The 18,395-nt window shown below is 45.8% G+C and carries 17 protein-coding genes and 1 pseudogene; 12 read left to right on the forward strand and 6 right to left on the reverse strand.

Going from position 1 to position 18,395, the window contains the following annotated elements; translation table 11 throughout:
• Positions 1-266 (forward strand): annotated as a pseudogene (locus IQ263_RS28895) (transposase); the annotation flags it as partial.
• A 140-nt stretch (positions 267-406) separates the two neighbouring features.
• Here IQ263_RS28895 and IQ263_RS24115 read toward each other — a convergent pair.
• The gene (locus IQ263_RS24115) at positions 407-1,945 is read right to left on the reverse strand and encodes a PAS domain S-box protein (RefSeq protein WP_194070662.1); all 1,539 of its coding nucleotides are present in this window, start codon (positions 1,943-1,945) and stop codon (positions 407-409) included.
• A 316-nt stretch (positions 1,946-2,261) separates the two neighbouring features.
• Here IQ263_RS24115 and IQ263_RS24120 point away from each other — a divergent pair, with 316 nt between their 5' ends.
• On the forward strand, positions 2,262-2,912 hold the full coding sequence (locus tag IQ263_RS24120; RefSeq protein ID WP_194070663.1) for a DUF3386 domain-containing protein: 651 nt from the start codon (positions 2,262-2,264) through the stop codon (positions 2,910-2,912).
• 135 nt (positions 2,913-3,047) lie between these two features.
• Complete coding sequence (locus tag IQ263_RS24125) at positions 3,048-3,287, forward strand: NifU family protein (RefSeq protein ID WP_194012902.1); 240 nt, start codon at positions 3,048-3,050, stop codon at positions 3,285-3,287.
• Between the two features lie 67 nt (positions 3,288-3,354).
• Here IQ263_RS24125 and IQ263_RS30015 read toward each other — a convergent pair whose 3' ends face one another.
• Entirely contained in the window at positions 3,355-4,065 is a 711-nt protein-coding gene (locus tag IQ263_RS30015) for an RNA-guided endonuclease InsQ/TnpB family protein (RefSeq protein ID WP_333294414.1), read from the reverse strand.
• Positions 4,014-4,421 carry a hypothetical protein gene (locus tag IQ263_RS30020; protein WP_255515924.1) on the reverse strand — a complete coding sequence of 136 codons (408 nt, stop codon included), beginning with the start codon at positions 4,419-4,421 and terminating at the stop codon, positions 4,014-4,016. The genes IQ263_RS30015 and IQ263_RS30020 overlap by 52 nt, the downstream gene beginning before the upstream one ends.
• A 563-nt stretch (positions 4,422-4,984) precedes the next feature.
• Here IQ263_RS30020 and IQ263_RS24135 point away from each other — a divergent pair.
• The 5 genes from IQ263_RS24135 to IQ263_RS24155 all read left to right on the forward strand — a co-directional run bounded on the left by IQ263_RS24135 (position 4,985) and on the right by IQ263_RS24155 (position 11,729).
• Positions 4,985-7,231, forward strand: a complete 2,247-nt coding sequence (locus IQ263_RS24135) for a glycoside hydrolase family 57 protein (protein ID WP_194070664.1) — start codon at positions 4,985-4,987, stop codon at positions 7,229-7,231.
• A 363-nt stretch (positions 7,232-7,594) separates the two neighbouring features.
• On the forward strand, positions 7,595-10,132 hold the full coding sequence (locus IQ263_RS24140) for a PAS domain S-box protein (RefSeq protein ID WP_194070665.1): 2,538 nt from the start codon (positions 7,595-7,597) through the stop codon (positions 10,130-10,132).
• A gap of 470 nt (positions 10,133-10,602) precedes the next feature.
• Positions 10,603-10,995 (forward strand): response regulator, encoded by a 393-nt coding sequence (locus tag IQ263_RS24145; RefSeq protein ID WP_194070666.1) that lies wholly within the window; start codon positions 10,603-10,605, stop codon positions 10,993-10,995.
• 201 nt (positions 10,996-11,196) lie between these two features.
• Positions 11,197-11,415, forward strand: coding sequence for a hypothetical protein (locus tag IQ263_RS24150; protein WP_194070667.1), 219 nt, complete (start codon positions 11,197-11,199; stop codon positions 11,413-11,415).
• Positions 11,416-11,516: 101 nt separating this feature from the next.
• Positions 11,517-11,729, forward strand: a complete 213-nt coding sequence (locus IQ263_RS24155; RefSeq protein ID WP_194070668.1) for a hypothetical protein — start codon at positions 11,517-11,519, stop codon at positions 11,727-11,729.
• A gap of 174 nt (positions 11,730-11,903) precedes the next feature.
• Here IQ263_RS24155 and IQ263_RS24160 read toward each other — a convergent pair whose 3' ends face one another.
• Positions 11,904-12,047 carry a chlorophyll a/b-binding protein gene (locus tag IQ263_RS24160; protein WP_194070669.1) on the reverse strand — a complete coding sequence of 48 codons (144 nt, stop codon included), beginning with the start codon at positions 12,045-12,047 and terminating at the stop codon, positions 11,904-11,906.
• Between the two features lie 771 nt (positions 12,048-12,818).
• Here IQ263_RS24160 and IQ263_RS24165 point away from each other — a divergent pair.
• Both IQ263_RS24165 and rnc read left to right on the forward strand, forming a co-directional pair.
• A complete protein-coding gene (locus IQ263_RS24165) occupies positions 12,819-13,469 on the forward strand; it encodes an NYN domain-containing protein (protein ID WP_194070670.1) in 651 nt (216 codons plus the stop codon).
• A 272-nt stretch (positions 13,470-13,741) separates the two neighbouring features.
• Positions 13,742-14,512 carry a ribonuclease III gene (rnc, locus tag IQ263_RS24170; RefSeq protein ID WP_333194971.1) on the forward strand — a complete coding sequence of 257 codons (771 nt, stop codon included), beginning with the start codon at positions 13,742-13,744 and terminating at the stop codon, positions 14,510-14,512.
• Between the two features lie 124 nt (positions 14,513-14,636).
• Here the strand turns inward: rnc and IQ263_RS24175 are convergent, their stop codons facing one another.
• Positions 14,637-15,566: a polysaccharide deacetylase family protein gene (locus tag IQ263_RS24175; RefSeq protein ID WP_194070671.1), complete on the reverse strand. Its 930-nt coding sequence runs from the start codon at positions 15,564-15,566 to the stop codon at positions 14,637-14,639.
• A 269-nt stretch (positions 15,567-15,835) separates the two neighbouring features.
• On the opposite strand from IQ263_RS24175, the gene IQ263_RS24180 reads away from it, so the two are divergent.
• Together IQ263_RS24180 and IQ263_RS24185 are read left to right on the forward strand one after the other, a co-directional pair.
• Positions 15,836-16,264, forward strand: a complete 429-nt coding sequence (locus IQ263_RS24180; protein ID WP_194070672.1) for a DUF1824 family protein — start codon at positions 15,836-15,838, stop codon at positions 16,262-16,264.
• A complete protein-coding gene (locus IQ263_RS24185) occupies positions 16,257-16,424 on the forward strand; it encodes a hypothetical protein (protein ID WP_194070673.1) in 168 nt (55 codons plus the stop codon). The genes IQ263_RS24180 and IQ263_RS24185 overlap by 8 nt, the downstream gene beginning before the upstream one ends.
• Positions 16,425-16,540: 116 nt before the next feature.
• Here the strand turns inward: IQ263_RS24185 and glgA are convergent, their stop codons facing one another.
• The gene (glgA, locus tag IQ263_RS24190) at positions 16,541-17,968 is read right to left on the reverse strand and encodes a glycogen synthase GlgA (protein ID WP_194070674.1); all 1,428 of its coding nucleotides are present in this window, start codon (positions 17,966-17,968) and stop codon (positions 16,541-16,543) included.
• Positions 17,969-18,395 lie beyond the last annotated feature (427 nt).

Raw genomic sequence — 18,395 nt, forward strand, 5'->3', positions numbered from 1 at the left:
TATCCGACTGCCAATGTCGTGGTAGTCAACGGCTTGATTTTCATTTTAACTCCAGTCTCATTGCTTTAAATTTGGCAAAATATGAAGCTTATAATCGTCATTCATCTCCGGCTCCCTTTGTGTTTTCCATGGCATCTTACAAACGCTTAGAATTTAATAGCCATCTACTTTACACCTTTATTAACAAGTTAGATTTAGACCCTAACTTGATTTTAAATCACCCTAACCTCTCGTCAGTCCTATCCTATGGTACTCTTGCTGCTTAAAAACTGTCCGAAGTATTGATAAAGCTCAGAGGACTAAAGTCCTCGCTACAAACTTGTAAGCATTATTTTATCCCAATGATATTGCTATGCGAAGATTGTAATTTCGCACCTTTAATATCTTTAAACTCTGCTTGATGGAACTAAGAATCGCCCTTTTTCTTTGTAGTTTCGGGAGGGCTGACATAGCGCGCCCAAAAAGGTTCTTTCATATTTTTGATCGCTGCTAGTTTTTGGCGTTCCTCCTTTATGTGGTTGCGTTCTGAAAAGTCAGAAAATATGTTGATAATGCCAATGGTTTCGCCGCCAGCACCTCGCACCGGTGCCGCCCAAAGCCAAACATCGATCGAACTACCGTCCTTTTTCAACAAACACACTTCCAAACCTTTGTGCAGTAAGCCATTACGCGCCGATGTCAGTAGCGCGGAAAAATTCTGCTTTTGTCCTTGAAGAATATTCGGTAAAGGTTGCCCCAAAGCCTCCGCCGCAGTCCAGCCAAAAAGTTTTTCGGCGGCACGGTTCCAGATAATAGTACGGCCATCATTGCCGGTACAATTAATCGCTATCGGTGCTGATGCCACCTGCGCTATCATTAATTCGTTCGCGAGTTGCAGTTTCAATTCTACTTGCTTGCGATCGGTAATTTCCTGACAAGCGCCCCACAAACGAACAACCCGCCCTTCAGCTTTGTCCCAAACCGCTTGCCAGCAATCGCGCACCCAGTGCACCTCGCCTTTTTTATTAACAATTCGGTACTCGTTTGCTCCCGTGTGGCTGAAACTACAACCTTCTAACTGTTTAATTAACCTTTCCTTGTCATCGGGATGAACGAGTTGGGAATTCCACCAACCAAACGATTCTAATTCTTCAGGAAGCACGCCCGTGAAGCGCTCAAAAGCTTCTGTAGCCCACTCGCCCACAAACTTGCCGTCTGGGAGTGCCTTAAAAGAATAGGCAAAATCCGAAGTGATTTTCGACATAACTAAGTAGTGCGATTCCGACTCTCGGAGTGCGATTTCTGCTTGCTTGCGCTCTCGGATTTCCCGCGAGTTAATTATAATTCCCTGCACGCTAGAATCGTGAACCAAACTATTACCTGTCGCCTCCATGCAGATCCAAGAACCGTCAGCGTGGCGTTTCCGATATTCGATCGGCCCGGCAATTCCCGGCTCTTGTAGCAATTTGCCAAAATAGGTCTGCCAAGCCAGTAAATCGTCTGGATGGATTAACTCGCCGTGAAACTTACCAATTCTTTCTTCGGAGTTGTAACCCAAAACCCGCTGCAGAGCTCCGCTGTGGTATCGGACTCCCCCGTCGGAGCCGATAATACTAATGATATCGGGAGAATTCCGCAGGATAGCTTGCACCTTGGCTTCGCTTTTAGTTAATGCTTGATTGTCCCTGCGGTGCTGTCTCATTTCTTTTTCTAACTGCTCTTGTAGCTGTCTGATTTGCGTTGCTTGCTGCGCTACTGTGCGTTCCAAGAGGCGATTGTTTTTTTCTAGTTCAACCAGCTTGGCCTCGTTATCGCTCGCGTTTTCTAACTGGATGCTGGCTGCCACTTCCTGCAAACAATTGGATAAATTTTCTACAGTTTTTGTGAAAATAGCCTGTTGTGGGGGCGGCAATTCGCTAGCTTGTTCCTGCAACTTTTTTAAGTATTTGTAAACTATTTCTAGCATTTTATTAATGGGGAGAATCTAATAGTTGTCACAGGTGTAACTTCTATCAAGCAGACTAAAGTTTTTTTCAAGATCACCCATAACTAAGATTAGTGTATCGCGATCGATCGCGAACTCAACAACCAGCTATGTTTTAAGTTTATTTTCGATCGTAGCAACCGACAAAAAAAGTAAATTTTTGTTGCGCTCAAATCAAGATTGCAGCAGCAACCTCAAGAAGTGCTAGTGCGAGAGTCGGGAAACCGCCTATGCGCTGAATGTGGGGCCAGCCGGCCCTTAAGCTAAACTAGATGGGTGTCAACACAAAGAGGAATTTATGTCAGAGCAAGCCAACGCTCGCGATTTGTTTCGCGCTGCTTACGAACACCGCTACACCTGGGATGCGAACTTTCCCGGCTACAGTGCCGATATTGAACTCAAACAAGGCGACGAAGTATATACGGGCCATGTTTCCATCAAACCAGACATGAGCGTAGAAGTCAGCGGTATTGCAGACGAGGAAGTGAAGCAGAGCGTTTACACCCAAATGCGGGACATTGTGACCCACCGCAAGCGCTCATCATTTGAACAATCTCACGGCAAAAATAGCTTCACCCTCGGCGAGAAGGACAGCAGCGAGGCTGTGGATATTCTAGTGAAAGGCGACTCAATGGGCTCGAATTATAAAATCCGAGGTCTGTCAATTTGTCAAGTCAGCCGGGTGATGGGCCGCATGGCTTTCGTCATTGACACGCACAAAAGCTTGGAGACTCCCGAAGGTTCTTTGGCTAGCCACTACGATGCGGTTTTCCGCAACCCCGAAACCAACGAAATCATCAAAGAACTAGAATTTGAAGATACCTTTGACAAAATAGACGACTATTATGTCATGACGAAGCAAGTAGTGCGATCGAAAGAAAAAGGTCAACTGACAACAACCGAATTTAACTATTCCAACATCAAACTGCTGCAACCAGCAGTAGTTTAATCTTACAGACTGGGGTGCGCGGCCCGTCGCCCACCCTAAAAATCGAAGTTGCGCGTCCAAGACGGCTGGATTTGGCAGCAACTCAGGCTACGATCGAATAAACCCAATATCAAGAAATTATTTCAGAGGCAAACTATGACGACACTAGCACTAACCAGAGATAACGTGGAAACAGTTCTCGATGAACTGCGTCCCTACCTGATTTCCGACGGCGGCAACGTCGAACTCGTAGAAATCGACGGCCCGGTAGTACACTTGAGACTGCAAGGAGCTTGCGGCTCTTGTCCGAGTTCCACAATGACTCTGAGAATGGGTATTGAACGCCGCCTGCGCGAAGCAATTCCAGAAATCGCCGAAGTCGAACAGGTAATGTAATTATTGACACTCCCCAGCTATCAGGCGTGGGGATTCTTGATTCGCAGGGATTCCAATGAATTTACCCTCAGCAAGCATCACAGGCGGTATACCCTAGGGCTGCAAGTCCTATGACTAGAACTACTTGAGCGACTGCGACATTTCTGTCGGTTGTATAACCGCAATTTGAGCAATTATGAGTACGCTCATCAAGCTCTTTTTTGCCTGTTTCAACACCGCAATCTGGACAAATCTGGCTAGTTTTATTGGCGTTTACCTTCTGAAAGTAAACGCCATATTTCAAGCAAGTTTGCTCTGGGATAGTGAAGAACTGACCCCAACCTGCGTCTAAGCAATGTTTCCCTAGCATCGCCCTAGACAGCCAAATCAGATTTAGATTCTTGACGAAAATCATCCCCAGGTCTTTGCAGATTTGATGCGATAATTTTCGATGCCAATCTTTTCTGACGTTAGCAACATACTCGTGCAATTGTCCCACTTTTTTCATAGCTTTACGCCAATTGTTCGAGCCTAGTTTTGTCCTAATGAGACGTTGTTGCAGCAATTTAAGCTGGCATTCTGCATCTTTAAAAAATCTTGGGCGCTTAACTAAAAGACCGTTAGAATTTCCTAAAAAATTAGTGAGTCCAACATCAATCCCGACCCCTTCACCGTGAGGCATTATATCGGGCATTGAAACGTCCCATTGTAGGGTTAAGAGCGCGCACCAACCGCTCAGCCTACGAATTATCCTTGCTTGCTTAATCGTTGTACCATCAAGGGATAGGACGTGATTGATGCAAGCTTAACTAAACCAATTTTAGGCAGATTCACCGCTTGATTTGGAACGGGGTTAATCCCCAATTTTGGGAACACAAACGATCGCATTTTTCTTTTTTTCTTGAAATGAGGGAAACCGTGCTTTTGTTCCCACATAATTACGAAAGCTTTTTCAAGTCTTTTTAGTGTCTGTTGTAGAACCTGTACGGTAACGGCAGCCAAAGCGGGTATGTTTGCTCTTACCGTAGTTAAACTTTTGCACGGGCTTGCATAAGTTGGTCGTTTCGTTTCGGCTGGAATGATGAACTCAGATCGGATAGAGCAAGCGTGAATTCGACAGCTACGAGACTCAAACCAATGCTTGCGCTCTGCCAATGCGTAGTTATACACACGACGGCATTGCTCTAGCCAATCCTGAAAGATTGCTATCTGTCCTGTTGTTGGTTTAAGTTTAAATTCCTAGGTTAAATGAAACATTTGCTCTGTCCTCCTACCTGATTATTACACCATAGCCATGAGCAAACGTCCAGATGCTTTTTCAAAAAATATAATTAAAGCCGTCCACTGAAGAAGGGGCTTGTACCCAAATTTCCGGTCATTAGTCATTAGTCCTTAGTCCTTAGTCATTAGTCCTTAGAAAAGATCTCTTGCATAAATCTTCGATCGCTCTGTTAACCGCAGATTGCCAGCGGATAAACACTGATGGACGCAGATGCTTTTAATCTAGTCTGCGATGGAGTGCCATTGGTGTAAAATTGACCTACTAACTAATGACCAATGACAAATTACTAATTGTCTGGATTTGCTATCCGTTATTGACCGACAAGCCGATCGCTATTTTTGCCTTCAACCTTGGATCTGCAACACCAAAATTAAAATTACAAATTATAATTATTAATTACTAATGATCGATCGCCAACTACCCATTACCAAATTCGATGTCTCACCCCCTTTACGTAGCCTTCATTTGGCACCAACACCAACCGCTGTATAAATCCCGAGTATCCGCTACAGCAAAAGAGGCTCAATACCGACTGCCTTGGGTGCGCCTGCACGGAGTCAAAGACTATTTGGATTTAGTGCTAATTCTGGCAAAATATCCCAAACTGCATCAAACAGTAAACCTGGTTCCGTCCTTAATTTTGCAGATAGAAGACTGCATCGCAGACAAAGCATTAGACCCTTACTTGGCGGTAACTCTCAAGCGAGCCAATGATTTAAACATCGAAGAAAAAGAGTTTGTTTTAGAACACTTCTTTGATGCCAACTACCACACCCTGATTCAGCCCCATCCCCGGTACGCTCAACTCTACACTCAGCGACAGGAAAAAGGCATTCAGTGGTGCTTGGAAAACTGGACTGTCCAGGATTTTGGCGACTTGCTGGCGTGGCACAATTTAGCTTGGATCGATCCGCTGTTTTGGGATGACCCCGAGATTGCCGGGTGGCTGAAACAAGGACAAGGTTTTCGCTTGGCAGACAGAAAAAACATCTACGCAAAACAAAAAGAAATACTGTCAAAAATCATTCCCCAGCACCGTAAAATGCAAGCCCAGGGACAATTGGAAGTCTCCACAACCCCCTACACGCACCCGATTTTACCGCTGCTTGCCGACACCAACAGCGGCCGCGTAGCTATTCCTAACATGACGCTGCCAAAACATCGGTTCCAGTGGGCAGAAGATATTCCCAGACACTTGAGAAAATCCTGGGAAATGTATCAAGAAAGGTTTGATTGCCAACCGCGCGGTTTGTGGCCGTCGGAACAGGCGGTTAGCCCGGAAATTTTGCCCTACATTGCTAAACAAGGTTTTAAATGGATTGTCTCGGATGAGGCAGTATTGGGGTGGACAATTAAACAGTTTTTTAACCGGGATGGGGCGGGGAATGTTTACGAGCCAGAATTGTTGTATCGCCCTTATCGTTTAGAAACTCCTGATGGTGATTTGGCGATCGTATTTCGAGACCACAGATTGTCTGATTTGATCGGGTTTACCTACGGTTCTATGGAACCGAAGAAAGCAGCGTCAGATTTGGTGGGACACTTGGAGGCGATCGGCAGAACTCTCAAACACCGACAGTCAAGTGGCGAAACAGCTTTAGAAAATCCGTGGTTGGTGACGATCGCCCTAGACGGCGAAAATTGCTGGGAATTCTATCCCGAAGACGGCAAACCGTTCTTAGAATCACTTTATCAAACTCTCAGCGACAATCCAGATATCAAATTAGTCACAGTTTCGGAATTTCTCGACAAATTCCCAGCCACCGAAACAATACCCGCAGCCCAACTGCACACAGGTTCCTGGGTAGACGGTTCCCTGACAACTTGGATCGGCGATCCCGCGAAAAATCGCGCTTGGGACTTGTTAGGGGCCGCGAGACAAATACTGGCCAACCATCCAGAAGCCACGGAAGAAAGCAATCCCGAAGCTTGGGAAGCGCTTTATGCGGCCGAAGGTTCCGACTGGTTTTGGTGGTTTGGCGAAGGCCACACGTCAAATCAAGATGCTATGTTCGATCAGTTATTCCGCGAACACGTAGCAGCAATTTACGAAGCTCTCGGCGAGGCTGTACCCCCGGAAGTGCGGCGGCAAGTAGAGGCGCATCACGCGGCTGGCGATCGCGAGCCGCTGAGCTTTATTCACCCGATTATCGACGGTATCGGCAACGAACAGGATTGGGACAAAGCCGGCCGCATTGAAATTGGGGGAGCAAGGGGTACAATGCATCGGAGTTCGGCAATTCAGCGGCTTTGGTACGGAGTCGATCACTTGAATTTTTACCTGCGCGCCGACTTCAATGCTGGGGTGCGGCCGGGTATTGATTGCCCGCCGCAGTTAAACTTGTTCTGGTATTATCCCGATCGCACGATGCACAACAGTCCGATCCCACTGTCGGGTTGGCCCGACGAAGCACCGCTCAACTATCGGTTCCACCATCAGTTAGAGATTAATTTGCTGACGAAATCGATTTGGTTTCAAGAAGCAGGAGAGGGCGATGAGTGGCATCCCCGCATCAGCAGAACCCAAGTGGGACTGGATAAATGTTTGGAGATAGCAGTGCCCTGGGCGGATTTGCAAATTATGCCAGACTGGCAAATGAAGCTGATTGCGGTTTTATCGGAAGGGGAGCGTTATTCTAGTTGTATGCCGTTCGATTCTTTGATTGCGATCGGAATGCCGTAAAGAGTCATTAGTTAGTAGTCAGTAGTCAGTAGTCAGTAGTCAGTAGTCAGTAGTCAGTAGTCAGTAGTCAGTAGCCAGTAGTCAGTAGTCAGTAGCCAGTAGTCAGTAGTCAGTAGTCAGTAGTCAGATTATGTTTGATTGTGTCCGGTAGGTCGATCGCTAAAAAAGAGGTTCGATCGTTCGGACTTTAGTCCTGTATTTTCCGAGGACTTCAGTCCTCACCACAAACCAGCTAGAAAAGAGGTTCGATCGTTCGGACTTTAGTCCTGCATTTTCCGAGGACTTCAGTCCTCACCACAAACCAGATAGTAAGTGAATTCACATGAAATTAAATCATTATTTATGAGGAAATAAATCAAATTAATGAACCGCATTTTGCTCTTGGTCGATCGCCACCAACAACCTAATTTGCCGATCGCACACCTCAACACCCAACATGAGGTGATCGTACCCGATCGCACTTGCGAACCAAACTCAGAAGTTCACATTCCTAAAATTGCTTTTGACTTGTGCATTCTCGACGAGGCAAATTTCGATCGCCTCGGGCCGCTGATAGAAGCATTAAAAACAGCCGCCGAGCCGATATTTTTACCGTTTTTGCTCCTGGGCACATCCCAAACCCCCGCCCTCACCGAGCCGCCTTTTGGGCAGCAAACACAAAAACTCGATCGCCGAATTGACGATTTAATCGTAACTCCCGTAGAGGCCGCCCAACTGCACTTGCGGGTAGAGAATTTGTTGGCCCGCAGGAAGCTGTCGCTAGAAGTCCACAGACTCCAAGAAATAATTAAACAACGCACTGTTAGCGAAAGTTTGTTAATTGATTCGCTGCAAACGGCCAACAAAAACCTGCAACAGGAAATCGCTAAGCGGGCCGAGGCAGAAGCTGCACTGCGAGAAAACCTCTATCTCGACTTGCTGATGAATGCCATGCCAGATATTGTCTGCTTCAAAGATGGCGAAAGCAGATGGCAGGAGGCAAATCAAGCAATACTGGAATTGTTCGAGCTATCAGCAGATGAATACCGTGGCCTGACAGATTCTCAGCTAGGAAAACTCAGCCCTTTTTATCTGGAGGCGCTACAGGCGTGCGAGGTGAGCGATCGAGCCGCGTGGGAAAAAGGTATGCTTTCTAGGGGTGAAGAAGTGATTCCCCAATCGAACGGTACTGTGAAAATCTACGACGTGATTAAAGTACCCCTATTTCACCCTGACGGCAGACGCAAAAGTATCGTGATTTTGGGTCGCGACATCACCGAATACAAGCAAGCTAGAGATGAACTCGTCCGCTTAGCGTCCATTGTCGAGTCCTCTGACGACGGGATCGTCGGCAAAACCCTCGCCGGGACAATTCAGAGCTGGAATGCAGGAGCCCAGAAGATTTACGGCTACTGTGCGGCGGAAGTCAAGGGGAAGTCGATCGAAATTTTAGCAATACCCGAACGCCCCAAGGAAATGCCCCAAATTCTGGAAAATATTCGGGCTGGAACCACTATCGACCATTACGAAACCGTACACTTACACAAAAACGGCGAACAGATAGATGTGTCCCTGACGATTTCTCCGATTAAAGACGCTAAAGGAATGGTGACGGGGGTTTCGACAATCGCTCGCGACATCAGCGACAGCAAGCGAGTTGAAAAAGCCCTAGAACAACTCCGCCACCAAACAGAAATGATTTTGTTCTCCGCCGGGGAAGGCATTTGCGGGTTGAACAAACAGGGAAAAGTAACTTTTGTCAATCCGGCGGCGGTGAGAATGGCCGGCTGCGACTCGAAGGAATGGATCGATCGACCGCTCTATGAAACCATAAACCGTTCTCACGAAGAATGCTCGCGGGCGATCGAGCTTTTGTCGCCTGCAACTGTCATCAATTCTACTTCTGAACTTGTCGCCGACTGCGCCGCCGCGCCAACGGGAAAACTGCCCTTGCGGGTAAGTTCTCAAATTTTAGACACCTTAGCAGACGGAGAGGTTCGGCGCGTTAATGATGAAGTTTTTTGGCGGGTTGACGGCAGCACTTTTCCGGTGGAGTACGTTGTCGCTCCGATGCGAGAACAAGGCCAAATTATTGGAGCCGTGGTGACTTTTAAAGATATCACCGATCGGCTTGCCGTCGAGCGCATGAAAGATGAATTCATCTCCGTTGTCAGCCACGAACTGCGGACACCGATGACTTCGATTCACGGCGCTCTAGGCCTCCTCAACAGCGGTTTGCTTGACGTTCACCCTCACAAAGCCAAGCGGATGCTGGAAATTGCTGTCACTAATACTGACCGCTTGGTGCGCTTGATCAACGACATTCTCGATTTAGAGCGCATGGAGTCGAGTTACAGCACTGCCGTCAAACAAACTTGCAATGTTGCTGAGCTGATGTTGCAGGCGACTGACGAGATGCAGGGCATGGCGCTACAGGCGGGAGTTATTTTGTCCGTCAGGCCTGTGGAAGCTCTGTTGCGGGCTGTGCCCGATCGGCTAATTCAAGCCTTGACAAATTTGCTCAGCAATGCTATTAAATTTTCTCCGTCAGGGGCTACGGTTTGGCTGAGCGGGGAGTTGATGCACGATCGGGATTTGACAGCCCGATCGGACTTGAAGTCGCTATCCTCTCCTCATGCTGTCGCCACCAATCCGCACTTGTCGTCCGTGAGTTCGTCTATCGTGATTGCTGTCAAAGACCGAGGGCGGGGCATTCCGGCAGACAAGCTAGAGATCATCTTTGAACGCTTTCAACAGGTGGATGGTTCTGATTCTCGCCAGAAAGGAGGTACTGGTTTGGGGCTGGCTATTTGTCGCAGTATCGTACAGCAGCACGGGGGCAGGATTTGGGTAGAGAGTGTTTTGGATGAGGGCAGCACTTTTTTCTTAAGTCTGCCAATTCTCGGAGAAGGGCAAAGTTAAGGGAAGGCAGAAGGTATTCGATTTTAGATTTTAGATACTTCGGCTTGCTTAGGCTACGCCAGCGGACAAGTCGCGAGCGTACAAGTTTTTGATTTTAGATTTACTTGCAGCAAGGTTCGTAGTGTGAACTAAAGTCCGCAGCTTTTTCGGACTAAAGTCCGAACGATCGAACCAATCTTAGTGCTGTCAATTGACCGGATAGGATATTACAGCTAAGGCCGGCAAAGTTATATTAAAAAAACCAGGTTTATTTGGTAATTGCAGTGGGTCCAAGATTGTCATTTTTGCTAGGATAGATGCGCCGGAACGGCCTAAAATCGGGATTTGAGGTCAAAAAGCCGATTTTTAGGGTGGAAAGATTTTACTGTTTTAAAAATTTAGTGTAAAGTTCGATCTGGCAAAACACTTTGCTTTACCAAACATTCACATTTCGCCTTTAATCTGAGAATAAGTTCTGATTGTTAAAAAAAATGTTAATTTTGAATGCCAAGCGCATCTTGGTAATTGACGATGCGGAAGATATTCGGGAAGTGGCTCAAGTGAGTCTTGAGGTAGTAGGCGGCTGGGAAGTCCTGACGGCGAGTTCTGGCCGCGAGGGCGTGGCTAAGGCTCTTGCAGAACAGCCTGATGCTATTCTCTTGGACGTGATGATGCCGGATCAAGACGGGCCTACTACTTTTAAACAGTTACAAGCTAATGATGCTACGCGGCACATTCCAGTAATTTTATTGACGGCTAAGGCTCTCGCTAGCGACAGGCGAATGTTCGCAGATTTAGGCGTTGTCAGTGTGATTGCTAAGCCTTTTGAACCGATGGTTTTGGCTGCTATGGTGGCTCAAGCTTTGGGCTGGGAGGAAGCATAGGTCGATCGCCCCTATTGAATTCTTTAGCCTTTAAAATAATTACTCCTGCTGAGCGATCGGATAAATAATAATTAGCAGGAGTATTTTGCTTTTTGTAACAATTTGCTCATCTTCATAAGTTCTTCAGTTTTTAGTTTTAGTTTTAGTACATGGTCGGGGATCGCTCCTGACAGTTGGCAGACACCTTTGGAGAAGACGACTATGCCCTCAGCTTACATTTTACTACTGATAGTTTCTCTGGCAGCCGTCTGGATTTACTGGCAAACCTCTCAAGATATTTTTGTACTTGTGGCTGTGGCCGGACTAGGTTGTTTTCTTTGGGGTTTTTCTGTCGCGCCTTGGATGGTTCAGCTTCTGATTGTGATGTTACTGCTGAGTCTTCAAAAGTGGTACTTACGAGACACTCAAAGTTGTGAGTGAAAAAAAAATTTGTTGTGTCTGAAATTAATATCCGCCTCCATTCGTGAATCTCTGCAATGAATTGCCGATCGCTCCACGTCTTAAATAAGGTTTAAAATATCATGAATAGTTGCCCTTGTTGTTCTTCTACACTGCTCCGCCACGCTCGCCACAATCGCATTTACTGGTTCTGCTCCCACTGCTGGCAAGAAATGCCGGATCTGTCGGAGATGATTTTAAATAACAGTCTGCGGTCTCGCCAACGGGAGGGTTTAGTGAAGCTTCCGGCTTTTACTCCTAAATCGAGGATGTTGGGTTCGGTAGGAATTGCTTAGTGAGGATAAATATTCAGACGAAAAAAATGATAGTACCATCGGTTTTAATTTTTGATAAAAAATGCAAAATCCCCTTCGTTATCAATGAAGGGGACTTATTAGCGGGCGGGGCGATCGCACTTGTCAAGGGGGTCGATCCCCACAAATTACAGCTATTTTATGGAGTTAAGCTGATTACATCAAACCGATTTGAGAGAGAATGCCTTGACCGGTGAGGAGTTCGGTAGCTAAGCCGATCGCAAAACCTAGCATTGCCAAACGACCGTTCCAGGTTTCAGCGAACTCAGTGAAGCCTACTTTTGCGTCTTTGTTTTGCACGATCGGATACCTCGTTTAATTTCAACCTTATGTAACTAAACTTAACACAACAGTAGAAACATTGCAACATATTTTTACATTTAGTTTTCAAATGCTGGCGATAAGCGGGATGGGCCCACGGGGAGAGGGGCTTGTGGGCGATCGCAGATGGGGGGCGAGAAACCGGGTTTCTTGGGATATTTCTCGTGACTCGCCGCCAAAAACTGGTATAAACCGGGTTTCTGAGGGTGCGTAACTGGCGGTATCGGGTGGGTGAAAATCTCAAAGGGCGATCGCACATGGGGGGCGAGAAACCGGGTTTCTTGGGATATTTATCGTGACTCGTCGCCAAAAACTGGTAGAAACCCGGTTTCTGAGGGTGCGTAACTGGCGATATCAGGTGGGCGGAAACCCCATTCAGATATATATAAAGATGTCAGAAAAATAATTTTTACCGAATACTTGACATCCCATAATTAAAATGCCATGCTCAAAGCACAGCTAAAACAAAATATCGCATTCAAAATTAAGGAATGTTGATTGAGTCGTCTTAGCTACAGGGTTTATAGAACTCAAAGGAGTTTCTAGCACCCCGTTGAGCGGAAAGAACGTCTAATGTCGTTTTAACAAGTTTGATACAAGCTTGACAAAATCGAAACATCATTGAGTTAGATTTCCCTTCAACGGTGTGCTACTAAACTCCTTTGAGTTCTGTAAGCCCTGTAGCTAAGACGCTAATCAAATCCCAACAAAATTACAGTGTTTTGTGGTAACAGATTGTCCTGTGCTGAGATGCTCATTTTTGAGCAAATCCACAAGCAACTTTCCATTAATGCTAGATGCGCGATACGTCGAGGCTGTCCAGTCAACCTCTTTGTAGGACACAATCAAATGACGGACAATCATCGAACCGCAGGCAAACAAAAAAGCAAGTCTCAGCGAGTTGCCATGTTTTTGGATTCTCAGAACGTCTACTTAAAGCCAAATCAAGCTGAATTACTGCTGGCTTTTGCCAAATCACAAGGACGTTTAGAACCGCCTAAAAGTTACTACAATTCGCAGAAAGAAAATCAAGATACCCACAATACTCGGCTAGAAAAGCAGGGTTTTAAAGGCGTTGATGTCCCCGATGGTAAAAACAGTGCAGATAAACAATTGGTGTTTGACTGTATCAAACGAGTGGCAATGAAGCCTTCTCTGGACATAATTATCCTAGTCTTAGGAGATAGGGACTTTGCAGGTTTAATCACCGTTTTGAAGGCTTTGGGTATAACAGTCATCGTTTTTGCACGGCGTAAAAGTGCCAGCCAAAAACTGATTAACCTCGTTGGTGAGGATAACTTTCATTATGTAGACGAATTGTCTCATTTGTGTGCAGGATTGAAGCCACAACTTAAAAATCAAAAAGAGTTATCAAGAAAAGCAGATCAATTATCTGCATAAAGTTGCACAGTCCGCCAGGGAATGAATTCCCTGTCTAATAGCTAAAGTCGGTTAAAACCGACTGACAGACAGTTAAAAAACACAATCTTCAGTCCTCTTAAGAGGACTTTAGCTATGAGCCAGGGGTTTTAACCCCTGGCGGACTGACGGACTAACCGGGTAATACTAAAACTGCCCAATATCTGTTAAAATCAACCCGGCCGCAGATAGCAAAAATCCAGTTTATTTGATAAACTAGATGCTCCAAAGCAACCGCTATTTGCGGCTCCTTCATGTCTGCCAACATAACAACACCCAACTCCAAAAGCAATAACAATTACCAAACTCCCATGCGCCCGATTAATCAAACACAAGAACTCGAAATAACCATTCCCGAATTCAACAATGAAAAACTGCTGCGCCAAGCCCTAACCCACCGTTCCTACGTCAACGAAAACCCCACATTCCGCGAAGAAGACAACGAACGCTTAGAATTTCTCGGCGATGCTTTGCTGACTTTTCTCAGTGGCGAATATCTCTATCAGCGCCACCCTGAAATGGGAGAAGACGAAATGACTCGCCGGCGTTCTGCATTAGTAGATGAAAGACAATTAGCCAGATTTGCTACTGAAATCAGTTTAGACTTAAAAATGCGACTCGGCAAAGGAGCTTATCGAGAAGGTGGGATTACTAATCCAAATTTGCTCAGCAGCACCTTTGAAGCATTCATTGGCGCTTACTATCTGGACACGGAAGATATGGACAAAGTTCGCGAGTTTGTGTGGCAAATGTTTGATTCTGTTCCCGAAAATGTTGTGGAAACGCGATCGACTGTAGACTCGAAAAACCGATTTCAGGAGTGGGTACAAGCCAACGGTGAAGCGACTCCGCCCAAATACGTCACAGTCCAAGAAGGAGGTACGCCCCACCAGCCCAAATTTCTCGCTAAGGTTTATGTTGCAGAGAAATGCTATGGAGAAGGGAAAGGCAAAAGCAAGAAAGATGCTGAGAAAAATGCGGCAGAAGATGCGCTAGCAAAGCTCAAAAAACGCGGACTGATCTAAACGTGCAAATATCAGTAACAGCTACTAGCTTTTTTGCACGATCGCACAATGGCGCGCGCCTCCCCAACTTGCGGATAAACGAGCAAAATTAAGGAAATAAACCACAATAAAATGCTACTTAAAGCTACTCTTTCTTTCTGAGAGTAGAAGCTTTTTTAGCAATCTGAATTAAACCTTGCTGCGACATATATTTATCCACAGTGATGCGAGAAATGCGGTAGTTATTTTTGAGTCTGTTTGCTCTGAAGAAATTGTCATTGTACAAAAAACCAGTTAAATGATATTTAGGCAAAATCTTTTCCACTTGTCTGTTTGATGCGCCGTAGGGATAAGCTATGTGAGCGCCAATAATCTTATTTTTGTCCAAATCTCCCATACATTTTATCAATTCAGACTTAGATTGGGCAATTTCAAATTCTAATTCTTTTGCGCTAATTTGAGTGAAGTTTTTGTGAGAAAAACCGTGAGATTGAACGTCATAAAAACCTTGTTTATATCCGTATCTTAAATCATTGCAACTAGCGTGGGCTATGAATTTCTTACCCATATCCACACCTAAGAACTGAGGATTGACAAATAACACAAATTTGCCTTTTTTCTGGTGGACTGCTGAAAGTTTTTCTAAGACGGGAAGTGCATTTACATGAACGCCTTTATACCCGTCATCAAAGGAGATCATAATCGGTTTTTGACCCAATCTTTGAGGTGGTATTGGCTGGGACTTTTTGATAAAGTATATGTACAGGTCTTGAGATGATAATAACCAATAGTTTTCTTTCATTATATATTCTAAAAATACTGAAAAATCTTGTTTGGTGTAGTCTATGGAAAAAGCAAGGCGCTTTGGTGGCACTTGGGCGGGATTGCGAGTGTCTACAATGTCGTGAAAGCCGATTAAAGGAATTTTGATGAAATTAGATTCTACTGTCCAGCCAGAAATACCTATACAGATGCTAAATATTAGGAATAAGTAGAGGGGTTTGGCTTTCTTTAGTAGCCTAAAAATAAATTTCCTCACAAGTTTTAGGTCTTTCGATAATTGCTCTAACTTCATAATTTATTTACTAATTTGTGTGCTTTTTGTCTATACTCTTAATAGAGGCAAATTCAGCTAAGTTGACATTTTTGTGATATTTTTTGGGAATCTAGGTAGATTGTGCGAGGCAGTAGGCCGATCGCCCAAAATGATTTCCCGATCCACAATTAGGCTATAATCGGGGCTGGCGCGAGTGTTACCGCCGTCGATCGAGGGTTGCAATGGCAGAAATCCGTTGACGAGTGCCCGAGTGTCGATCGTACTTTTGGTAAATATCAGAGCAATTCATGTCTACTCAAAACCCGACTACCCTGACTGTTGAAGCAGCACAGCAAATCCTCAAAGATTTTACTTGTCTGGATATGCAATCTGTAGCGTCGCCGCTGGAAAAACAGGCGTTGCGTCAAGCGATTTTGCTGGTAGCAAGTTTGTCGGATTATCAAATGCTGGGAGTTTGCGCTGCTTCGACGGATGAGGGTTTTTTAGCTTTAGAAACTTATTTGAAAGCTTTCGGATATCAAGCTGTTTTAGATCCAAATACTGGTTCGACCTTTACCGGTTCGGTTTATATTAAGTTCAATACTTTGAAGGGTTCCTATTATGTTGATGGTTATCCGGGAACTTACCGAGGAGTTTTAGTGTCGTGTCAATTTTCTTCTGAAGATGGAGTTAGCGGGACTTACGGCCATTTACCTCTCGATTTATTTGTTGATTAATTGGGCATTGGGCGGAGCGAAGCGGAGGGATTGGGCATCGGGCAAACAGGGCATCGGGCAAACAGGGCATCGGGCATTGGGCATTGGGCGGAGCGAAGCGGAGGGATTGGGCGGAGCGAAGCGGAGGGATTGGGCATCGGGCATTGGAGCCAAAAACTAACAAATAACAAAGAACAAATAACAAATAACAAATAACAAATAACAAAGAACAACAGCCAACAGCCAACAGTCAACAGCCAACTGTCAACTGTCAACTGTCAACTTACCCATTACCAATTAACCCTTACCACCGCTCAATTCGGGTTCTGGTTCCGGTGCATTGTCTTCGGGCGATATCCCCAAAATATCGCTGTACAAATTGACATATTTCTTGGCAGAAATATCCCAGCCAAAATCTTCTCTCATGCCGCGCTGTTGAAGTTCTTTCCACTTATCTTTGTAGCGGAAACCTTCCCATGTTCGGATCATGCAGGTGAACAAGTCGAGGGGCTCGTAGCGATCGAAGCAGTAACCTGTACCGGTATCATTAATTGGGTCGTTGTGGGAAACGGTATCGACTAAACCGCCGGTGCGGCGCACCATTGGGACGCAGCCGTAGCGGAGGGCGAGCATTTGACTGATGCCGCAGGGCTCGAAACGGCTGGGCATCAGGAAGGTGTCGCAGCCTGCGTAAATGCGCCGGGAGAGCGCGTCGTTGTAGAGTAATTGGGTGGACATCCGACCGGGATAGCGGGCTGTCATTTGCCAGAGTTGGGTTTCGTAGTAGCGATCGCCCGTTCCGAGTACAATAAACTGAGCGTCGGTATAGGCCATGAAGCGATCGAGCATTTGAATGATCAAATCCAATCCCTTCTGTTCTACCAGCCGCGTCACCATGCCCATTAAAAAGGCACCTTTATTCACTTCCAAACCGACTTCTTCTTGCAGCGCAATTTTGTTAGCTGGGCGCTTTTCTAGCGTATCAACACTGAATTGTTGATGGAGGTACTTGTCAGTTGCTGGGTTGTAAGATTCTGTATCAATTCCGTTCAAAATTCCCGATACTTTACCGCCAATGTAAGACAGCAAACCTTCCAAAGTTTCGCCGTAAGCTGGGGTTTTTATTTGCTCGGCGTAGGTTGGCGAAACTGTATTTACGCGATCGGCAAACTGTACTGCAGCAGCCATTGTATTGTGACCTTGCATATACCAGGGGCACCAAGTCATCTGTTCCAAACGCCAGCGCCACGGCCCTTGATAAGCTAAATTGTGAATAGTAAAAACCGTGCTGATATCGGGGTCAGGCTTCATCCAAACAGGTATCATCCCCGTGTGCCAGTCGTGACAGTGGATAATTTGGGGTTTCCAGTAATTCCAGGCAAATTCAGCGGCAGCATTAGCAAAAAAAGTGAACCTCCAATCTTCATCTACGCCGCCGTAAACGCGGCGCGGCAAGAAAGATGGATGTTGCAATAAGTATAAAGGTACATCGGTTCCCGCCAAAACACTTTCAAAGACTGAGAAATTTTGGAACATGGCCGCCCCATTCCAAACAGGTTTTTTGGGAACGTCCATTTTGTCGGGAACGAAGCCGTAGTAGGGCATGAAGATGCGGACATCGTGTCCCATGCGCCGCAAAAACTTAGGCAAAGCGCCGACGACATCGCCCATGCCGCCAACTTTGGCGAGGGGTGCTGCTTCGGCGGATACAAATAAAATTCGCATTATTTTTGTGTGTTCCTTGGAATAGTTAGTCTAGAGTGAAATACCTAGCACTGACCTTCGGTGAGCGTGTAGGCTTCGTGTATCATCTGCCGTTGCACGGCGTTGGGTATCTCATTACTGAGATTCGTCACTGAAGACGATCCGAGTCTGACACTGCATCTCTAGCTTTGCAGCCTTTATCCCTTCGTAGGGAACCCACGCAGAAGTCCTGTTTCCCAAGACCAAAAACTGTTTTCGTACAACAAACATGGTTTATATTTTACGGTAGGGCGTTACCTTGCCAACCAGCGGTCTGTTTTTTCCGTTACATAAGACTTACCCAAAGCTACCCAGCTTTATACAAAGCTGGACTTTGAACCTTACTTCCTGTTTCATTCTGGCAGTGTCGGCACTCACCAGTCCGCAGGCTATCCCCGTCTAACTGACG

The sequence above is a fragment of the Tychonema sp. LEGE 06208 genome (assembly GCF_015207505.1).
GTDB lineage: Bacteria > Cyanobacteriota > Cyanobacteriia > Cyanobacteriales > Microcoleaceae > Microcoleus.